Annotated in this window: 17 protein-coding genes; 4 read left to right on the forward strand and 13 right to left on the reverse strand. The window is 66.8% G+C overall.

The window, feature by feature from the left end; genetic code table 11:
• The 3 genes from FYM52_RS08590 to FYM52_RS08600 form a co-directional block, all read left to right on the forward strand.
• Window positions 1–341: helix-turn-helix domain-containing protein (locus tag FYM52_RS08590; protein ID WP_370513815.1), on the forward strand; the 341-nt coding region annotated here is incomplete at its 5' end.
• Window positions 342–435: 94 nt separating this feature from the next.
• On the forward strand, window positions 436–1374 hold the full coding sequence (locus FYM52_RS08595; protein ID WP_154163777.1) for a family 2A encapsulin nanocompartment shell protein: 939 nt from the start codon (window positions 436–438) through the stop codon (window positions 1372–1374).
• Window positions 1375–1483: 109 nt separating this feature from the next.
• Window positions 1484–3457: a family 2A encapsulin nanocompartment cargo protein cysteine desulfurase gene (locus FYM52_RS08600; protein WP_370513816.1), complete on the forward strand. Its 1974-nt coding sequence runs from the start codon at window positions 1484–1486 to the stop codon at window positions 3455–3457.
• Between the two features lie 246 nt (window positions 3458–3703).
• Here FYM52_RS08600 and purT read toward each other — a convergent pair whose 3' ends face one another.
• Window positions 3704–4921 carry a formate-dependent phosphoribosylglycinamide formyltransferase gene (gene purT / locus FYM52_RS08605; RefSeq protein WP_154163778.1) on the reverse strand — a complete coding sequence of 406 codons (1218 nt, stop codon included), beginning with the start codon at window positions 4919–4921 and terminating at the stop codon, window positions 3704–3706.
• Window positions 4922–5224: 303 nt separating this feature from the next.
• Between purT and FYM52_RS08610 the strand changes: the two genes are divergently transcribed.
• Window positions 5225–6790, forward strand: coding sequence for a methyl-accepting chemotaxis protein (locus tag FYM52_RS08610; protein WP_154163779.1), 1566 nt, complete (start codon window positions 5225–5227; stop codon window positions 6788–6790).
• Window positions 6791–6832: 42 nt separating this feature from the next.
• Here the strand turns inward: FYM52_RS08610 and FYM52_RS08615 are convergent, their stop codons facing one another.
• The 12 genes from FYM52_RS08615 to lepA form a co-directional block, all read right to left on the reverse strand.
• Window positions 6833–7315: a hypothetical protein gene (locus tag FYM52_RS08615; protein ID WP_154163780.1), complete on the reverse strand. Its 483-nt coding sequence runs from the start codon at window positions 7313–7315 to the stop codon at window positions 6833–6835.
• A 116-nt stretch (window positions 7316–7431) separates the two neighbouring features.
• The gene (locus FYM52_RS08620) at window positions 7432–9225 is read right to left on the reverse strand and encodes a methyl-accepting chemotaxis protein (RefSeq protein ID WP_154163781.1); all 1794 of its coding nucleotides are present in this window, start codon (window positions 9223–9225) and stop codon (window positions 7432–7434) included.
• A gap of 192 nt (window positions 9226–9417) precedes the next feature.
• Window positions 9418–10482, reverse strand: coding sequence for a 6-phosphofructokinase (locus FYM52_RS08625; protein WP_154163835.1), 1065 nt, complete (start codon window positions 10480–10482; stop codon window positions 9418–9420).
• Between the two features lie 17 nt (window positions 10483–10499).
• A complete protein-coding gene (gene nagZ, locus FYM52_RS08630) occupies window positions 10500–11594 on the reverse strand; it encodes a beta-N-acetylhexosaminidase (protein WP_043379593.1) in 1095 nt (364 codons plus the stop codon).
• Window positions 11595–11769: 175 nt separating this feature from the next.
• Window positions 11770–12168: a holo-ACP synthase gene (acpS, locus tag FYM52_RS08635; RefSeq protein WP_043379587.1), complete on the reverse strand. Its 399-nt coding sequence runs from the start codon at window positions 12166–12168 to the stop codon at window positions 11770–11772.
• A gap of 68 nt (window positions 12169–12236) precedes the next feature.
• Window positions 12237–13010, reverse strand: a complete 774-nt coding sequence (locus FYM52_RS08640) for a pyridoxine 5'-phosphate synthase (RefSeq protein ID WP_154163782.1) — start codon at window positions 13008–13010, stop codon at window positions 12237–12239.
• Window positions 13007–13771, reverse strand: a complete 765-nt coding sequence (gene recO / locus FYM52_RS08645; RefSeq protein ID WP_154163783.1) for a DNA repair protein RecO — start codon at window positions 13769–13771, stop codon at window positions 13007–13009. Before recO ends, FYM52_RS08640 begins: the two co-directional genes overlap by 4 nt.
• 170 nt (window positions 13772–13941) lie before the next feature.
• Window positions 13942–15072, reverse strand: coding sequence for a GTPase Era (era, locus tag FYM52_RS08650; protein ID WP_154163784.1), 1131 nt, complete (start codon window positions 15070–15072; stop codon window positions 13942–13944).
• Entirely contained in the window at window positions 15069–15752 is a 684-nt protein-coding gene (gene rnc, locus FYM52_RS08655; protein ID WP_042411308.1) for a ribonuclease III, read from the reverse strand. Before rnc ends, era begins: the two co-directional genes overlap by 4 nt.
• Window positions 15753–16109, reverse strand: a complete 357-nt coding sequence (locus FYM52_RS08660) for a DUF4845 domain-containing protein (protein ID WP_045267322.1) — start codon at window positions 16107–16109, stop codon at window positions 15753–15755.
• Window positions 16110–16177: 68 nt separating this feature from the next.
• Entirely contained in the window at window positions 16178–17152 is a 975-nt protein-coding gene (gene lepB, locus FYM52_RS08665) for a signal peptidase I (protein WP_042411314.1), read from the reverse strand.
• Between the two features lie 11 nt (window positions 17153–17163).
• Window positions 17164–18972: a translation elongation factor 4 gene (gene lepA / locus FYM52_RS08670; RefSeq protein WP_154163785.1), complete on the reverse strand. Its 1809-nt coding sequence runs from the start codon at window positions 18970–18972 to the stop codon at window positions 17164–17166.
• Window positions 18973–19223: the final 251 nt, after the last annotated feature.

Raw genomic sequence — 19223 nt, forward strand, 5'->3', positions numbered from 1 at the left:
CCGGTGGCCGCCGCCCCCCTCCCCGCCACCACCGCCCGTGTGGCCGCCTGAACATGCCAGGGCCCCACGTGATCCAGGACTTCGGTCTGGCCGTGCGCCAGCTGCGCGAAGGGCGCGGCTGGTCGCAGGAGCAACTGGCGGCCCAGGCCGACCTGAACCGCACCTATGTGGGCGAGGTCGAGCGCGGCCAGGTCGCCCCCTCGCTGCTCACGCTGCACAAGCTGGCCCAGGCGCTGCAGGTCAGCAGCACCACGCTGCTGGCGCATGCCGAGCGCATCTGCCAGCAGCGCGACCTCCAGCACCAGCGCCTGGCGGCCAGCTTGGTGGCGATAGCCGGTTGAAGCCGCACCGCCCCCGTTGAACACTGGCGCAGAGCTTGGTGCTCCGCCTGCACCCCGTTTTATTCCGACCCGCATCCACCAGGAGCCTTTTTCCATGACAGCAACCGTCGGCGGTACCACCGCCCTGGGCGACAACGCCGCCCGCCAGCTGGCCAATGCCACCAAGACCGCACCGCAGCTGGCCACCATCACGCCCCGCTGGCTGACCCATCTGCTGCAATGGGTGCCGGTGGAGGCCGGCATCTACCGCGTCAACCAGGTCAAGAACCCGGAGGACATCCAGGTCACCTGCACCGCCAAGCAGCACGAGAACCAGTTGCCGCGCACCTATGTGGACTACGACGCCCAGCCGCGCGAGTACTTCCTGAACGCCGTCTCCACCGTGCTGGATGTGCACACCCGCATCTCCGACCTGTACAGCAGCCCGCACGACCAGATCAAGGAACAGCTGCGCCTGACCATCGAGACCATCAAGGAGAACCAGGAAAGCGAGCTGATCAACAACCCCGACTACGGCCTGCTGGCCCAGGTCAGCGACGCGCAACGCATCTTCCCGCTGACCGGCGCGCCCACGCCCGATGACCTGGACGAGCTGCTGACCAAGGTCTGGAAGGAACCCGCCTTCTTCCTGGCCCACCCGCTGACCATTGCCGCCTTCGGCCGCGAAGCCACGCGCCGCGGCACGCCTCCGCCCACGGTCAGCCTGTTCGGCAGCCAGTTCATCACCTGGCGCGGCGTGCCGCTGATCCCTTCGGACAAGGTGCCGGTGGCCGATGGCAAGAGCAAGATTTTGCTGCTGCGCGTGGGCGACCGCCGCCAGGGCGTGGTGGGCCTGTTCCAGCCCGGCCTGCCCGGCGAACAAAGCCCGGGCCTGTCGGTGCGCTTCATGGGCATCAACAACCACGCCATCGCCAGCTACCTGATCTCGCTGTACTGCTCGCTGGCCGTGCTCACCCCCGATGCCGTGGCCGTGCTGGACGACGTGGAAATCCACAAGTACCACGACTACTCGGTGCTGGACACCTACAAGTAAGCCCCGCGCTGCGCGGGCGGTGGTTTGTGAGTCAAAACCACCTCCCGCGCATACCCAGAGCGTGCAAGCAGCTCACCTTTTCATATCGCGCACCACAGGAGATGCGGTTTTGAGCACCACCCCCGCGCACGCGCCCACGCTGGCGGCCGCCCAGGCTGCCCCGCTGGCGCCCTCGTTGCCTTCGCCCCCCGCCGCACCGCTGGACACCGGGGCCCTGGCCCAGCTGGCCACGGCCCTGTTCCGCAGCCTGCCCGGCAGCGCCACACCCCAGCCACCGTCCACGGCCGCCTTCGGTGCCCAGCCGCCCACCACCTGGGCCCCGGGCGGCTCGCCGCTGGCCAGCCCGGCAGGCTTTTCCCCCAATATCCCCGGCACGCCCATTCCCCCAGGGCAGATTCCGGGCACCAACCTGCTGCCCAGCGCCCCCGGCACCGTGCTGGCCCTGGGCCACCGCGCCGAAGCGCTGCGCCCCCACGCAGTGGCCGGCAACGGCGTACCCGACCAGGCGTTTGCCGCCCTGCCCGCCTATGAGCCCCGCCTGGGCCATGCCACCGATGGCGTGCCCCAGGCCGGTTCGACCGCCGCGTCCCACCCCGGGCTGGATGCACTGAGCCAGCAGGCAGTGGCGGCCTTGGGCAACTCTGGGCCTGCCTCCGGCACGCCCTACGTCCCCGGCATCCCTGCGGGCCTGCTCGCGGCACCCGCCGCGCCTGCGGCCGGGCTGCCTGGCAGCAGCCATGCCGCCGCCCCGCAGTTCTACTTTGTCGATGCGGTGCAGCTGCCCAGCGGTTTTGTCACCCCGGCCAAGGCCCATCCCCATGGGGAGCAAGCCAGCACACCGCAGGCCCAGGCCGACCGCCACCCCGGCTTTGACGTGCAGGCCGTGCGCCGCGACTTTCCCATCTTGCAAGAGCGCATCCACGGCAAGCAACTGGTCTGGCTGGACAATGCCGCCACCACGCACAAGCCACGCCAGGTGATCGAGCGCATTGCGCACTTCTACGCGCACGAGAACTCCAACATCCACCGCGCCGCCCACACGCTGGCCGCCCGCGCCACCGATGCCTACGAGCACGCCCGCGAAGTGGTGCGCCGCTTCATCCACGCCCCCGACGTGAACGAAGTCATCTTCGTGCGCGGCACGACCGAGGCCATCAACCTGGTGGCCAAAGCCTGGGGCGGCCAGAACGTGGGCGCAGGCGACGAGATCATCGTCAGCCACCTGGAGCACCACGCAAACATCGTGCCCTGGCAGCAACTGGCCCAGGCCAAGGGCGCCAAGCTGCGCGTGATTCCGGTCGACGACCAGGGCCAGATTCGCCTGGACGCATACGACCAGCTGCTGAGCGACCGCACCAAGATCGTCGCCATCGGCCATGTGTCCAACGTGCTGGGCACGGTGGTGCCGGTCAAGGAGGTGGTGGCGCGTGCCAAAGCGCGCGGCATCACCACGCTGGTGGATGGCGCGCAGTCCATCGCCCACACCCCGGTCGATGTGCAGGACATCGGCGCCGACTTCTTTGTCTTCTCCGGCCACAAGATCTTTGCCCCCACCGGCATCGGCGTGCTCTGGGGCCGCCGTGCCGTGCTGGAAGCCATGCCGCCCTGGCAGGGCGGCGGCAACATGATTGCGGACGTGACGTTCGAGAAGACCGTGTTCCAGCCGCTGCCCAACACCTTCGAGGCGGGCACCGGCAACATTGCCGACGCCGTGGGCCTGGGCGCAGCGCTGGAATATGTAGAGCGCATCGGCATCGCGGCCATCAGCCGCTACGAACACGCGCTGGTGGACTACGGCATGCAGCAGCTGGCCACCATCCCCGGGCTGCGCCTGATCGGCACCGTACCCGGCAAGGCCAGCGTGCTGTCCTTCACGCTGGAAGGCTATACGACGGAGGAAGTCGGCAAGGCGCTGAACGCCGAAGGCATTGCCGTGCGCACCGGCCACCACTGCGCCCAGCCCATCCTGCGCCGCTTTGGCGTGGAAACGGCGGTGCGCCCCTCGCTGGCGTTCTACAACACCTTCGAGGAGGTGGATCTGCTGGTCAAGGAAGTACGCAAGCTGGCGGCCCAGCGCCGCTGAAGCAGTGCATGCCCCTGTGGCGCTGCGCGCCTTCCCTCGCGCTCGCCATGCTGCGCACCGCGGGCAAGGGGACGACACCTTCGCTGCGGGGCGGCCCTTGCTCGGCGTCCCTGGCATGGGCCACGCCAGTTGCGCACCTCGCGCGCGGTACCAAGCCGCTGTGTGGAAAGTTCTGCACAGCGGCTTTATGCTTTTTAAGCCGCCAGCCCTTATCCAGAGAGCGCCAGCAGCTATTCATTTTGCGTCTCAAGGCTTGCGCGGTTGGACCTTGCTGGCGGCCAGCTTGGCCGTCACGCGCGCCTGCTCCACGTCCGCCGCGCGCGCCAGGGCCACGCCCATGCGGCGCTTCACAAAGCTTTCAGGCTTGCCGAACAGGCGCAGGTCGGTGCCGGGCAGTGCCAGCGCTTCGTCCACGCCGTCGAACACCAGGCCTTCGGCATCCTGGCCGCCGTAGATCACGGCGCTGGCGCCGGGGTTGCGCAGGCTGGTGTCCACCGGCAGGCCCAGGATGGCACGGGCATGCAGTTCAAACTCACTCTGCCACTGGGTGGTCAACGTGACCAGGCCCGTATCGTGCGGGCGCGGCGAGACTTCGCTGAACCACACCTGCTCGCCCTTGACGAACAGCTCCACGCCGAACAGGCCCAGGCCGCCCAGGTTGTCGGTCACGGCCTGGGCAATCTGCTGCGACTTCGCCTGGGCCGTGGCGGACATGGGATGGGGCTGCCAGCTTTCCACATAGTCGCCCGCCTGCTGGATGTGGCCGACCGGATCGCAGAAATGGGTCTGGACCTGGCCATCCGCACCCTTGGCGCGCACCGTCAACTGGGTGATTTCGTAGTCGAAATCGATGAAGCCTTCGACGATCACGCGGCCCTTGGCCACGCGGCCACCGGCCATGGCGTAGTCCCAGGCTTGCTGCACATCGGCCGGGCCGTCGATCTTGCTCTGGCCCTTGCCCGAGCTGCTCATCACCGGCTTGACCACACAGGGGTAGCCAATGGCGCCCTGGCCGTCGGTGCCATCAATGGCGGCTTGCAACTCTTCGGCGGAATCGCAGAAGCGGTAGGGGCTGGTGGGCAGGCCCAGGGTTTCGGCCGCCAGGCGGCGGATGCCTTCGCGGTCCATGGTCAGGCGCGTGGCGCGCGCCGTGGGGATGACGGTGACCACGCCAGCGGCTTCCAGTTCTTCCAGCATGGGCGTGGCAATCGCTTCGATCTCGGGCACGACCAGATCAGGCTTCTCGGCTTCGATCAAGGCCTTGAGCTGCGCCGGATCGCTCATGGTGGTGGTGCGCGCATGGTGGGCCACCTGCTGGCCGGGGGCGTGGTCATAGCGGTCGACCGCGATGGTCTCCACACCCAGGCGTTGCAGGGCGATCAGCACTTCCTTGCCCAGCTCGCCGCTGCCCAGCAGCATGACTTTGGTGGCGTGGGGGGTGAGAGGGGTTCCGAGGGTGGTCATGGCAAGCTTCAAGTCCAGAAAAAAGTGGGCATCCCGCACACCCCGGACAGCCCCAAGGCCCCCCAGCATGCGCACACTGCGCAGCATCATAAAGTTTTGCGCGCCCTCCACCCCCCAAGCGGCGTGCGTCGATCACGGCGGCCCCCCTCAGGGTCGTGAAGCCGTGCGGTACCCCGCAGTGAGCCCTGCTTAACCCCTGGCCCCCCTTGGCTAAGGCGGCTGCCCGAAGATGCGGGCCTGCGCGCGCCAGGGCTGCCCTGCCGGCGTGCCCTGCGCCTGGTTCCGTCTGTTGCCCCCTCCCCTATGAAGCTCCGTCTCCAACTGCCGCTGGTGATTGCCAGTGCCCTGCTGCTCATGCTGTGCGCAGCCCTGTTTGGCCTGCTGCGCCAGCAACAGGCCCTGTCGCTGTACCACGACGATGTGGCCCGCCACATGGCGCACGAACGGCTGACCAGCCTGATGCTCAACGATTTCAAGCTGCAGGCCCAGGAGTGGAAGAACATCCTGCTGCGCGGCCACCAGGACCAGGACCGCACCCGCTACTGGCAGGCCTTCGAAAGCCAGGAGCAGGCCATCCAGGCGCACAGCCAGCAGTTGCTGGACCAGTTGCCGGCCGGTCTGGCCCGCCAGCAGGTCGAACAATTCCTGCAGGCCCACCGCCAAATGGGCCAGGCCTACCGCCGTGGGATGGAGGCGTTCATCGCCAGCGGCCACGACCCGCGCGTGGGCGATGCCCAGGTCCGCGGCATCGACCGCCAGCCCGCCGCCCTGCTGGAGCAGGCCGCCCGGCAGATCGCTGCCGACAGCGCCGCCCTGTCGCTGCAGGCCCAGGCCATGGCCGAGCAGGCCCGCTGGCTCAGCCTGGGGGTGTGCCTGCTGGTGTTTGCCGTGGGGCTGGCGATCAGCGTCGGCTACAGCCGCCACATCACCCGCCCGCTGGCCCAGGCCGTGGACGTGGCCCGGGGCATCGCCGCAGGCGACCTGCGCCAACCGATCACCATCACGGGCCGCAACGAAATCACCGACCTGATGCGGGCCCTGCAGCACATGCAATCCAGCCTGTCCGAGCTGGTGCAGCAGGTGCGCGCCGACGCCGAGCAGGTGGCCACCGCCAGCCAGCAGATTGCCGGCGGCAACCACGACCTGTCACGCCGCACCGAAAGCCAGGCCAGCGCGCTGCAGCAAAGCAATGCCAGCATGGAGGCCCTGGCCGGCAACGTGCGCCACACCGCCGACAACGCGCAATCCGCCCTGGCGCTGGCGCGCCAGGCCAGCCAGGTGGCCACCGACGGCCGCGGCAGCATGCTGCAGCTGGTACAGACCATGCAGGACATCGAACACAGCAGCCAGCGCATTGCCGACATCACCAGCCTGATCCACAGCATTGCCTTCCAGACCAACATCCTGGCGCTGAACGCGGCCGTGGAAGCCGCGCGCGCCGGCGAGCAGGGCCGCGGTTTTGCCGTGGTCGCCAGCGAGGTGCGGGCCCTGTCGCAGCGCACCACGGCGGCGGCCAAGGACATCAGCACGCTGATCGCGCGCAGCGCCGAGCGCGTGACCGCCGGTGTGCAGCAGGCCGGCGCCACCGGCAGCACCATGGACAGCATCGAAGCCACCATCCACCGCGTGACCGCGCTGGTGCAGGACATTGCCCAGGCCAGCCAGGCGCAGAGCACGGGCGTGCTGCAGATGGGCGGTGCCCTGTCCGACATCGACAACAGCACCCAGCACAACGCCGCCCTGGTGGAAGAGATGGCTGCCGCGGCCAGCAGCCTGCACAGCCAGTCCCAGGGTCTGCTGCGCAGTGCCAGCGCGTTCCAGACCGACGCGGGCACACCTCGCCCGGCCGTCCCGGCCCTGCAGGCCTGAGGCCCCGCCGTCCGCGCCCCCGCTGGCGGCCCGACGGGCGGTTCAGTGCGTGGTGGCCTGCCCGGCGGCGGCGCCACCACCGTCGCGGCGCGGGATGTGGCCCAGGGCAAAGTCCATGTCTTCGGTCCACACCACGCTGTCCCACAGCCAGGGGCTGCTGGCGGTCTCCAGGCTCAGCAGCTGCACACCGGCCGCATCCTGCAGGCGGCCGCGCAGCCAGTCGATCTGGTCATCGCGCACGAACACCAGCAGGCCGATGCTCCAGTCACTGCCCGTCACCTGCAGGCGCTGCAGTTGCTCCAGCAGCGGCGCATACCATTTCTCCACGCGCTGGTTCACCTTGTCCACCAGGCCCAGCGGGTAACCCGAGGCCGAGACCTCAACCACCCACACCTGCTTCTTGGCCGGGCGCAGCGCCACCAGGCTGGGTCGCATCCAGCCGGCCGCCACGTCGTAGTGCGCCGCGATGAAGGTGTCCCCGTTCGCAGTCATCAGCTGCATCACCGCCTCTTCGTGCCGGTCCATGGCATTCCTTTAAAAGTTTGATAGCTGTCTGCGCTGATGGAATCTGCGCCCAAGGCCTATTTTGCTTATAAAAAAAGGAGCCGCAAGGCTCCTTGACCGGTGCACGACCGTCGGGCTCAGAAGGTTTCCCAGTCGTCGTCGTTGGGGGCCGTGGCCTTGCTGGACAGCGGAGCAGGCTTGAGCAGCTGGGGCGCTGCCGCCGGCTTGGCCGCAGCGGGGGCCTTCTTGGCCGGCGCAGGTGCCACGGCGGCAGGCGGGGTCACGGCGGGCTGGGCGCTGGCCACACCCTGGGCGCCCCGCTGGGCCGGCGCCACAGGGGCACGCGCAGCAGGCGCCGCCACGGTCGGCCGGGCCAGGGCCGCCACGGCCCCCTGCCCCACGTTGAACACGGCCACCACGTCGGCCAAGCGCTGCGCCTGCTCGTTCATCGAGGTGGCCGCCGCGCTGGATTCCTCGACCAGGGCGGCGTTCTGCTGCGTCATCTGGTCCAGGTTGCTCACCGCCTGGTTGACCTGGCCGATGCCATCGCGCTGCTCGGTGGCCGAGGCCGTGATCTCGCCAATCAGATCCGTCACGCGGCGCACGCTGGCCACGATCTCCTGCATGCTTTCACCGGCCTGCGCCACCTGGGCCGAACCGGCGTCCACATTGCCCACGCTGGCGGTGATCAGCTGCTTGATTTCCTTGGCCGCCTCGGCGCTGCGCTGCGCCAGGCTGCGCACCTCTCCGGCCACCACGGCGAAGCCCCGGCCCTGCTCGCCGGCGCGGGCCGCTTCCACGGCGGCGTTCAGCGCCAGGATGTTGGTCTGGAAGGCGATGCCGTCGATGACGCCGATGATGTCGCCGATCTTGCGGCTGGAGGTGTTGATCTGCTCCATGCTGCGCACCACCTGGTTCACCACCTCGCCGCCCCGTTCGGCGGCCTGCACGGCGGTGGAGGCCAGCTGGTTGGCCTGGCGCGCGGTGTCGGCCGACTGGGTCACGGTGGCGGTCAGCTCCTCGATGCTGGCCGCGGTTTCTTCCAGGTTGGCGGCGGTCTGCTCGGTGCGGGCCGACAGGTCCTGGTTGCCGGTGGCAATCTGGCTGGCGGCCGAAGAGACGGAATCCACACCGTTGCGCACCTCGCCCACCACGCTGCGCAGTTTCTGCGTCATGGCACTCAGGCTGCGCAGCAACTCGCCCAGTTCGTCCTTGCGGTCATCGTGCACGTCCTGCGTCAGGTTGCCGGCCGCAATCGCATGCGACAGCGCCACGGCCCGCGCCAGCGGGGCGGTCAGCTGGCGCACCAGCCAGACCGCCAGCAGCAGGCCCAGCACCACCACCACGGCCAGGGCCGCCAGCCCCAGGGCATAGCTGGTCGTGCGTTCACGCTCGGCCTGCGCCAGGGTGCTAGCCAGCATCTGCTCCTGCAATTGCACCAGGGCGTTCAGGTCCGCGATGAAGCTCTCGACCGCCGGCACCAGGTCGGCGCGCACCAGGCGCACCACGTCGCCGTCGTTGCGGCGCTCCAGGCCCACCTGCTCGGCCACGGTGTTGAGCTTGGCGCGCTTGTCCACGATTTGCTGGAACAGGGCCCGGCCTTCGGCACTTCGCAGGCGCGACTCGGTCGACTGCATCAGCTCGGTCATGTGGGCCGCCGCCTGGCCAAACTTGCCCTCGAAGAACTGCATGGACTCGCTGTCCTGCGCCAGGTTGCCGGCGATCAGGTAGCCCGCCGCCGTCTCCACGCTGCCGCGCAGCTCCACCACCAGGCGGATGCGTTCTTCCATGGTCTGGACTTCTTCCCGCAGGTGGCTTTCCAGCTGCTTCATGCTGGCGGTCATTCCCACCCCGGCCAGCAGCATGGCCGCCATCACCAGGAGCATCAACAGCCAAATTTTCTTGGCAACGGACAAATTTTTGAACTGCATACCGACTCTGAAAAGGAAAAGCCGCGAAGCCAACGCATCGCGGCACAGGGGCTACAAACGGCAACAATTACACAGGGAATACCCGCAACCTCCAAATTTTTTTAACGTTTGCTGACATAAATCGCTGCGGATTGCGTGCAACAAAAAAGCAGCCTGCGGGCTGCTTTGCTGTGCGATCGGCGCAAAAACCGCTCAATGCGCAACTTCTCCCAGGCAAATACCAATATCGCGCGCCATGGTCAGCAAGGGGTGCGCCAGGTCGATCCTGCGTTGCGTATTGGCAACCTGGGCGATCTCCACGCTGCCGATCTGGCCCTGCTGCAGCGTGACCATGCGGCCAAAGCGGCCCGACAGCACCAGCTGCGCGGCATGGTGGCCGAACTGCGTGGCCAGCACGCGGTCGAACGGCGTGGGATCGCCCCCGCGCTGCACGTGGCCCAGCACCGTGGTGCGGACCTCGCTGCGCAGGTGGGGCTGCAGGCGTTCGCGCAGCACATGGCCGACGCCGCCCAGGCGCACCGGGTCGGGGCTGTGGGCGATGGTCTCGCGCACCGTCAGGCTGTGGCCGCTTTCCTTGGCACCCTCGCCGATGCAGATGATGGTGTAGCGCTGGCGTTGCTCGCGCGCCCGGCAGACGTCGACGATGGCCTGCAGGTCGTAATCGATCTCCGGCAGCAGGATGATGTCGGCCGCGCCGGCCACGCCCGCCTCCAGCGCCAGCCAGCCGGCGTTGCGGCCCATGGTCTCGACGATCATCACGCGGTGGTGGCTGTTGGCCGTGCTTTCGATGCGGCGCAGCGCCTCGGTGGCCGTGGCCACCGCCGTGTCGAAGCCAAAGCTGCGCTCGCAGCTGGCAATGTCGTTGTCGATGGTCTTGGGCACACCCACGCACTGCATGCCCACGGCATTCGCCAGGCCGTTGGCCAGGCTCATGGTGCCGTCGCCCCCGATGGCCACCACCACGTCCAGGCCCAGCGCCTGCACATTGCTTTTCACCTGGGCCAGCGTGGCCTCGCTTTTGAGCGGGTTGGCGCTGTTGCTGGTGCCCAGGATGGTGCCGCCGATGTGCAGGATGCCCGAGACTTCGTCCCAGGTCAGCGGCTTGACCCGCGGGGCAGCTTCCATCAGGCCCTCGAAACCATCGGCAATACCGATGACCTCGCACTGGCCCTGGCTGATCAAGGATTTCGTGACCGCGCGGATCACGGCATTCAGGCCTGGGCAATCGCCGCCGCCTGTCAATACGCCCACTTTCATTGCTTGCTTCATTCCGTTCACTTCAACAAACCCAGGGCGTCGCGGTAGGCCGGCTGCAGCATCAGCTCGTCCCACGGCTGGGGCACGGTCTCGGGCAGCAGCGCCACGCGGCGCGATTCGGAGTCGGCATCAGGCACCCAGCGCCCGGTGCGCAGGGCATCGTCCATGCCGTCCAGCAGTTCATCCACGTGCGCGCCCAGGCCCAGGCTCTGGTTGCACAGCAGCACCATGTCGCAGCCGGCGGCCAGGGCGCGCAGCGCGGCCTCGGTGTAGCTGATGACCTGGCCGTCGATGCGGCGCGCCGCCTCCATGCTCAGGTCGTCGCTGAAGATGGCGCCGTCGTAGCGCAGCTCGCCGCGCAGGACGTCCTGCAGCCAGACCTTGGAAAAACCCGCGGGCAGCGCATCGACCTTGGGGTAGATCACATGGGCCGGCATGACGGCGGTGAGCACGCTGGACAGCCAGGGATAAGGGGCCGCATCGTCGGCCAGGATCTTCTTGAGCTTGCGCTTGTCCACCGGCATGTCCACGTGCGAATCCAGCGTGACATGGCCGTGGCCGGGGAAATGCTTGCCGCAGTTGCCCATGCCGGCCTGCAGCAGGCCGTGCATCAGGCTCTTGGCCAGGGCGGCGACCACGCGCGGATCGCGGTGGAAGCTGCGGTCGCCGATCACGCCGCTGGCGCCATGGTCCAGGTCCAGCACGGGCGTGAAGCTGAAATCCACGCCGCAGGCACGCAGCTCGCTGCCCAGCACATAGCCGGCGGCCGTGGCGGCGTTCATGGCGCGCATGGCGCCGTGGCCCTTGTGGCGCTTCTTGCCCTTGCCGTCGTCCATCCACATCTCGCCGAAGGCGCGCATGGGCGGCAGGTGGGTGAAGCCATCGGTCTTGAAGCGCTGCACGCGGCCGCCTTCATGGTCCACGCAGATCAGCAGGTCGGGCTTGACGGCCTTGATGTCGGCGCACAGCTGCACCAGCTGGGCACGGTCCTCCCAGTTGCGGGTGAACAGGATGATGCCGCCAACCAGCGGGTGCGCCAGGCGGTCACGGTCGGTATCGGTCAGGGCCTTGCCGGCGATGTCGATGATCAGGGGTGCGTGGAGTGCGGTCATACGGGCCTTCGGTGTCACTGGCGCGGCGGGGCGCCTGCCATGCCATAAAGCCTCCAGTATGACCGCGAAGCAGGCCCGTCGGAATCTGCCGCGGGGCGCCGGGGGCTCAGACGTTGAGGGACGTCAGCAGCACCCACACCAGGGCCAGGCCGGCGAGGGGAAACAAGACTGGCATTTATTCCCCCTTGCGCTCCACCACGCAGAAGCTGGCGGCGTATTCGCTCTCGTCGGTCATGGTGATGTGGGCGGTCAGGCCGCGCGCCTCGAACCAGTCGCGCAGCGCGCCGTACAACACGATGGTCGGCTGGCCGCTGGGCAGGTTGGCGATTTCGCAGCTGCGCCAGGTCATGGGCATGGTCATGCCCAGGCCCACGGCCTTGCTGAAGGCTTCCTTGGCCGAAAAGCGCGTGGCCAGGTACTTCACGCCGCGCTCGGGCCAGCGGCTGCTGCGCAGGCGCCAGACGGCCAGCTCGTTGGTGGTGAGGACTTTCTCGGCAAAGCGATCGCCGTGGCGCTCCAGGCTGGCGCGGATGCGGCGGATGTCGCAAATGTCGGTGCCGATACCGTAAATCATGATTACAAGCCAAATTGGCATCCAGCGCTTGCCCAGCAAGCGCCAGCAGCTCATCTTTTAGAAAAACCTCAAGGGCGTTGCGCCATGCCGGCGTCGATACAGGCCTGGTAGGCCGTCACGGTCGCCGCATAGCCCAGCTCCAGCGCATCGGCAATCAGGGCGTGGCCGATGGAGACCTCGGCCAACCCCGGCACCTGGGCCACGAAGGCGGCCAGGTTGTCACGGTTCAGGTCGTGGCCGGCGTTGACCTCCAGCCCGGCGTCCAGCGCCGCCTGGGCCGCCTGGGCATAGAGTGCCAACTGCGCGTTTTGTTCCGCCGTGCCCCAGGCTGCGGCATAAGGCTCGGTGTACAGCTCGACACGGTCGGCGCCCACGGCCTGGGCCGCCGCCATCTGCGCGGGCACGGGGTCCATGAACAGGCTGACGCGCACGCCCAGGGCCCGGCATTCGGCGATCAGCGGCGCCAGGCGCTCGGCATCCTGCGGGAAGTTCCAGCCGTGGTCGCTGGTGAACTGGTCCTCGCTGTCGGGCACGAAGGTGGCCTGGTGCGGGCGCACCTCGCGGATGAAGGCCATCAGGTTCTGCGTGGGATTGCCCTCGATGTTGAACTCGGCCTGCGGCCAGTCGCGCATCAGCGCGGCCAGCTCGAACACGTCGGTGCCGCGGATGTGGCGCTCGTCCGGGCGCGGGTGGATGGTGATGCCCTGCGCGCCCGCCGCCAGGCACAGCTGGGCCGCGCGCGTGACCGAGGGAATGCCCAGGTGGCGCGTGTTGCGCACCAGGGCGACCTTGTTGACATTCACGGACAGGGCCGTGCGGCGGGAGGGGGTCGAAGCGGTCATAGGGTTTGCAGGTCCATCATCAGCTGCCGCGTGCGCAGCAGCGGGCTGCCGCAATGGTATTGCAGCAGGTGTCTCAACTGGGGCTTCAGGGCCGTGGCCACGGCGGCGCAGGCGCGCACGGTGGCCGAGTAGGCGCTCTCGCCCTGGGCCAGGGCCTGCTGCAGCAGGCCCCACTGGCGTCCGGTCAGCGCGGCACGGTCGCTGTCCAGCGCCGGGCGCAGGCCCATCTCGGCCACCAGCACGTACAGGGCCTCGGGCTGCAGCGGCTGCAGCGTCAGGGTTTCCTCGTGCAGCGTGGGCAGCAGGCCCAGCTCGCGCAGCACGATCAGCTCGAAGGCACGCAGCACCGGCTCGATCACCTCTTCGGGCTGGGTGGCCAGCAGCTTGACCACGGCGCCATAAACATCGAACAGGTAGGCGTACGGGTCGTCGCGCGCCAGCAGGCGCATCAGCAGCTCGTTCAGGTACAGCCCGGTGAGCAGGTTGTTGCCCATGGGCATGATGTGGCCGCCGGCCCATTCCGCGCCCTTGAGGACGTGGATGTCGGCCTGGCCGTCGCCCGACAGGGTGTAGCTGACCTTGAGCGGCTGCAGCGCCAGCAGCACCGGCCGGAAGTTGGAGGTGTGCTTCTTGGCCCCCTTGGCGACCAGCGCCACGCGCCCGCGGTGGCGCGTGAACACCTCCAGGATCAAGCTGGATTCACTCCAGTCGTAGCGGTGCAGGATGAACGCGGGCTCTTCGCCCACCCGTTTGGCGGCCATAGGTTTTCACAAAGACAAAAAGGCCTCGGAGAGACCTTTTGAACAAGCACAGTGCTGCAAGTGTCGCACAGCCGGGGGCGCCGGTGACCGCGGCGCGGGTGTGGCCCGCAGACTGCGGCAGGGTCACGGCCAGCGCAGACCCCAGTCCTCGGCCACGCCAGGCCCTCGAGTTATTCGTAGCCGAAGGATTTGACGCGGGCCTCGTCGTCGGCCCAGCCGGAACGCACCTTGACCCACACTTCCAGGAACACCTTGGCGTCCAGCAGCTTTTCCAGCTCCTGGCGCGCTTCGGAGGAGATGCGCTTGAGGCGCTCGCCGCCCTGGCCGATGACCATGGCCTTGTGCCCATCGCGCTCGACCACGATGGTCGCGGCAATGCGCATGAAGCGCTTGTACATCTTGCTGGGCTCTTCCTCGAACTTGTCGATGACCACGGTCGAGGTGTAGGGCAACTCGTCACCGGTGAAGCGGAACAGCTTCTCGCGCACGGTCTCGGAGGCCAGGAACTTCTCGCTGCGGTCGGTCAGCTCGTCCTCGCCGTAAAACCAGGGCTGCTGCGGCAGGTACTTGCTGCAGATGCCGAACAGGCGCTCGATGTCGCCCTTGTTCTTCGCCGACATGGGCACGAACTCGGCGAAGGGGTGACGCTCCTGCATGCTCTTGAGCCAAGGTGCGATCTCATGGCGGCGGCCCACGGCGTCCAGCTTGTTGGCGATCAGCAGCGTGGGAATGCCGGGCTTGAACAGGCTCAGCACCTTGGCGTCGGCCAGGGTGAAGTTGCCGGCCTCGACCACGAACAGGATCAGGTCCACGTCGCCGATCACGCCCATCACGGCCTTGTTCAGCGACTTGTTCAGCGCCGTGGAATGCTTGGTCTGGAAACCGGGCGTGTCCACGAAGATGAACTGGGTGGCTTCCTTGGTGCGGATGCCGGTGATGCGGTGGCGCGTGGTCTGCGACTTGCGCGAGGTGATGGAGATCTTCTGCCCCACCAGCGCGTTCATCAGCGTGGACTTGCCCACGTTGGGCTTGCCGACGATGGCAATCAGGCCGCAGTGCTGTTCTTCGGGCGCATAGATGCGCACGGACACTTCGGCTTCTGCCGCCTTCTCAGCCTCGATCTCGTGGGCACGGGCCACCAGCGAGGGCGTGGCCCCGGGCTTGGCGGCCGCCAGCATGGCGTCCAGCTCGGCCATGCTCTGGCCGGCCGGCGTCACGTCGGGCAGGCTTTGGGTCTCTTTTTTGCCTTTGGCGCCCTTGGCGCCTGCGGTGCTAGCTACTTTTTTCGCAGCATCGTTCATGGGTGTTTCGCTTTCAAAATTTCCAGCATGGCGGCCGCAGCGGCCTGCTCGCCGGCGCGGCGCGAGCCGCCTTGGCCCCGCGCGCCCAGGCGCAGTTCGGGAATCACGCATTCCACCTCAAAGGTCTGCTTGTGCGCAGCGCCTGTGATCTGGGACACACTGTATTGCGGCAGCTGCATGCGCCGCCCTTGCAGCCACTCCTGCAACGCGGTCTTGGGGTCCTTCTCGGCCGCGCGCATGTGGGGGTTGATCTCCACGCCCTCGAACAGGCGGTGCACCACCTGCTCGCCGGCGGCGTAGCCGGCATCCAGGTACACCGCACCCAGGATGGCTTCCACGGCATCGGCCAGGATGGAGGGGCGCGCCTTGCCGCCGGACTTGGATTCGCCCTCGCCCAGGCGCAGCAGCTCGGGCAGGCCCAGCTGCAAGGCGATCTGGTGGAGCGTGCCTTCCTTGACGAGGTTGGAGCGCACGCGCGAGAGATCGCCCTCGGGCAGATCGTTCAGGCGCTGGTACAGCAGGCTGGAGATGGCCAGGCTCAACACCGAGTCGCCCAGGAATTCCAGCCGTTCATTGTTGTCTGCCGAAAAGCTGCGGTGCGTCAGTGCGCGCTGCAGCAAGGCAGGGTTTTGGAAAGAATGCTGCAGCTGGCGCTGCAGGTCGTGCAGGGTGATTGGCACCTAGTTGGTCTGGTAAGAAAAACGGTAAACAAGGTAGGCCGGGCCTACCAGCGGGATGTCGCGCTCGTACTCGAAGCCCACCACCACGCGCTCATTGACTTTGCTGACGTCCAGGTCCTGACCACGCAGGCTCTTGATGTCGTCGATCTGTGCGGCACGGTCGAAGATGTTGCGGACTTCGGGCACGGTGGTGCCTTCGTTGGCGGCCTTCTGGGATGCTTTCTTGGCGGCTTGGTATTCCAGCCACATGGGCAGCGATTGTCCGCCAATCGCAAAAACCGCGACGGCCAGCACAGCAATCAGCACAAATCCGATGAAGGACAGCCCCTTCTGGCTGTGACGTGGTGCACTACGCATGATCCCCCTCCTCTAGTGAAAGTGGCCGCATCAGCGGCCACAGAATCTTTGGATGACGCCCCGGGCGTTCAGTTGAAACTGCCGATGCGTTTGAGATTACCGAAATTCATCCAAACGAAAAAGGCCTTTCCGACAATGTTCTCGTCCGGCACGAAGCCCCAGTAGCGCGAATCCAGCGAATTGTCGCGGTTGTCGCCCATGGTGAAGTAGTGGCCTTCGGGCACCTTGCAGGTCACACCTTCGACGGTGTAAGTGCAGTTCTCACGGAAGGGGAACTCGCTGGCGCCCTGGACGAAGGCCGGCATGCCCTTGGTGTTCAGCAGGCGGTGCGGCTTGTCGCCCAGCTGCTCCTCGAACTGCGCGAAGTAGCGCATGGCATCGGTGTCGAAGAAGTCGGGCAGGTCCTTGGTCGGCACTTCCTGGCCGTTGATGGTCAGGCGCTTGTTCAGGTAGGCCACGGTGTCCCCGGGCACCCCCACCACACGCTTGATGTAGTCCAGCGTGGGCTGCGGGGGATAGCGGAACACCATCACATCGCCGCGCTGCGGGGCGTTGCCCTGCGTCACCTTGGTGTTGAGCACGGGCAGGCGGACGCCATAGGTGTACTTGTTCACCAGGATCAGGTCGCCCACCAGCAGGGTGGGGATCATGGAGCCGGACGGAATCTTGAACGGCTCGAACAGGAACGAACGCAGCACGAAGACCACGAACAGCACGGGGAAGAGGCCGGCCGTCCAGTCCAGCCACCAGGGCTGCTTGAGGATGCGGGTCTCGCCCTCCGTGGTGTCGACCATGTCATGGCGCAGGCCCTGGCGCTCCAGCTCGGCGCGGCGCGCGGCGGCCTCGGCGTTCAGGCGCTCGGCCTCCTTCTTGCGCTGGGGCCAGAAGTAAAAGCGCTCGGCCAGCCAGTACAGGCCGGTGATGAAGGTGGCCAGGAACATCAGCAAGGCGAAGTTGCCCTCGATGGCACCGGTGTACCAGGCACCGATGTAGCCCACAAAAGCGGCCAGGATGACCGCGGTGATCCACTGCATGGCTTGCATGAGTTTCCTTGTTAGTCTTCGACCTGCAGGATCGCCAGGAAGGCTTCCTGGGGCACTTCCACCGCGCCGATCTGCTTCATGCGCTTCTTGCCCGCCTTCTGCTTTTCCAACAGCTTGCGCTTGCGGGTGATGTCACCGCCATAGCACTTGGCCAGCACGTTCTTGCGCAGGGCCTTGACGGTCTCGCGCGCAATGATGTTGGCACCGATGGCGGCCTGGATGGCCACGTCGAACATCTGGCGGCTGATGATCTCGCGCATCTTGGCCACCACGGCACGGCCGCGGTACTGCGACTGGCTGCGGTGCACGATGATGGACAGCGCGTCCACCTTCTCGCCGTTGAGCAGGATGTCGACCTTGACCACGTCCGAGGCACGGTATTCCTTGAACTCGTAGTCCATGGAGGCGTAGCCGCGCGACACGCTCTTGAGCTTGTCGAAGAAGTCCAACACGATCTCGCCCAGCGGCATCTCGTAGGTCAGCATGACCTGGCGGCCGTGGTAGGCCATGTTCATCTGCACGCCACGCTTCTGATTGGCCAGGGTCATCACCGGGCCGACGTATTCCTGGGGCATGTACAGGTGCACGGTGACGATGGGCTCGCGCACTTCCTCGATACGGCCGGCGTCGGGCATCTTGGAGGGGTTTTCCACGTCGATCAGTTCGCCATCGCCCTTGAGCACCTGGTAGACCACGCTGGGCGCGGTGGTGATCAGGTCCTGGTCGAACTCACGCTCCAGGCGCTCCTGCACGATTTCCATGTGCAGCAGGCCCAGGAAGCCGCAGCGGAAGCCAAAGCCCAGCGCCTGCGAGACTTCGGGTTCGAACTGCAGCGCCGCATCGTTGAGCTGCAGCTTTTCCAGCGCATCACGCAGCTGGTCGTATTCAGAGGCTTCCGTGGGGTACAGGCCGGCGAACACCTGGGGCTTGACTTCCTTGAAGCCGGGCAGCGCCTTCTCGGCCGGGCCCAGGTTGTTCGGCAGCTTCTTTTCCAGGGTGATGGTGTCGCCCACCTTGGCGGCCTTCAATTCCTTGATGCCGGCAATGATGTAGCCCACCTCACCCGCCTTCAACGCATCGCGCGGCGAGTTGGCCGGCGTGAACACGCCGACGTTGTTGGCTTCATAGGCCGCGCCCGTGGCCATCATCTTGAAGCGCTCGCCCTTCTTGAGCTGACCGTCCACCACGCGCACCAGCATCACGACGCCCACATAGGGGTCGAACCAGCTGTCCACGATCATGGCGCGCAGCGGCGCGTCGGGATCGCCCTTGGGCGCCGGCACCTTGGCCACGATGGCTTCCAGGATCTCGTCGATGCCCATGCCGGTCTTGGCCGAGCAAGGGATGGCGTCGCTGGCATCGATGCCGATCACGTCCTCGATCTCGGCCTTGGCGTTGTCCGGATCGGCCTGGGGCAGGTCCATCTTGTTCAGCACGGCGAACACCTCGACCCCCAGGTCCAGCGCGGTGTAGCAGTTGGCCACGGTCTGGGCTTCCACGCCCTGCGAGGCATCGACCACCAACAGCGCACCTTCACAGGCCGACAGCGAGCGCGAGACTTCGTACGAGAAGTCCACGTGACCGGGGGTGTCGATCAGGTTCAGGTTGTAGACGTTGCCGTCCTTGGCCTTGTACTGCAGCGCCGCAGTCTGTGCCTTGATGGTGATGCCACGCTCTTTCTCGATGTCCATCGAGTCCAGCACCTGCGCCTCCATCTCACGCTCGGCCAAGCCACCACAGCGTTGGATCAAGCGGTCGGCCAGCGTCGATTTGCCGTGGTCAATATGCGCAATGATGGAAAAATTTCGGATGTGCTTCATCAACGATAAGCGTCTGTAAATAAAGGGGAAAGCGGGCTCTTGGCAAGAAAAAAGGGCGCGTCTTCAAGCGACGCGCCCTGAACCAACAATCTCTGGCAACTGCGATTGGTTGGATGGCCGATTGTAGGCAAAACTGCCCAAAATCCAAGCATCCATTTCCGATGGCTGGGGCATAGCTGGATGCCTCAAAACCACTTATCTACAATTTATCCACAGCTCCGTTGATCACTCACAGGCGGGGAACCGGGCCC

The sequence above is a fragment of the Comamonas sp. CAH-2 genome, assembly GCF_009668305.1.
Classification (GTDB): Bacteria; Pseudomonadota; Gammaproteobacteria; order Burkholderiales; family Burkholderiaceae_C; genus Comamonas; species Comamonas aquatica.

Coding starts and splice junctions, on each gene's coding strand:
- FYM52_RS08595 (WP_154163777.1), top strand. CDS start 436: ATGACAGCAACCGTCGGCGGTACCACCGCCCTGGGCGACAACGCCGCC.
- purT (WP_154163778.1), bottom strand. CDS start 4,921: ATGACCACCCTCGGAACCCCTCTCACCCCCCACGCCACCAAAGTCATG.
- FYM52_RS08610 (WP_154163779.1), top strand. CDS start 5,225: ATGAAGCTCCGTCTCCAACTGCCGCTGGTGATTGCCAGTGCCCTGCTG.
- FYM52_RS08615 (WP_154163780.1), bottom strand. CDS start 7,315: ATGGACCGGCACGAAGAGGCGGTGATGCAGCTGATGACTGCGAACGGG.
- FYM52_RS08620 (WP_154163781.1), bottom strand. CDS start 9,225: ATGCAGTTCAAAAATTTGTCCGTTGCCAAGAAAATTTGGCTGTTGATG.
- FYM52_RS08625 (WP_154163835.1), bottom strand. CDS start 10,482: ATGAAAGTGGGCGTATTGACAGGCGGCGGCGATTGCCCAGGCCTGAAT.
- nagZ (WP_043379593.1), bottom strand. CDS start 11,594: ATGACCGCACTCCACGCACCCCTGATCATCGACATCGCCGGCAAGGCC.
- acpS (WP_043379587.1), bottom strand. CDS start 12,168: ATGATTTACGGTATCGGCACCGACATTTGCGACATCCGCCGCATCCGC.
- FYM52_RS08640 (WP_154163782.1), bottom strand. CDS start 13,010: ATGACCGCTTCGACCCCCTCCCGCCGCACGGCCCTGTCCGTGAATGTC.
- recO (WP_154163783.1), bottom strand. CDS start 13,771: ATGGCCGCCAAACGGGTGGGCGAAGAGCCCGCGTTCATCCTGCACCGC.
- era (WP_154163784.1), bottom strand. CDS start 15,072: ATGAACGATGCTGCGAAAAAAGTAGCTAGCACCGCAGGCGCCAAGGGC.
- FYM52_RS08660 (WP_045267322.1), bottom strand. CDS start 16,109: ATGCGTAGTGCACCACGTCACAGCCAGAAGGGGCTGTCCTTCATCGGA.
- lepB (WP_042411314.1), bottom strand. CDS start 17,152: ATGCAAGCCATGCAGTGGATCACCGCGGTCATCCTGGCCGCTTTTGTG.
- lepA (WP_154163785.1), bottom strand. CDS start 18,972: ATGAAGCACATCCGAAATTTTTCCATCATTGCGCATATTGACCACGGC.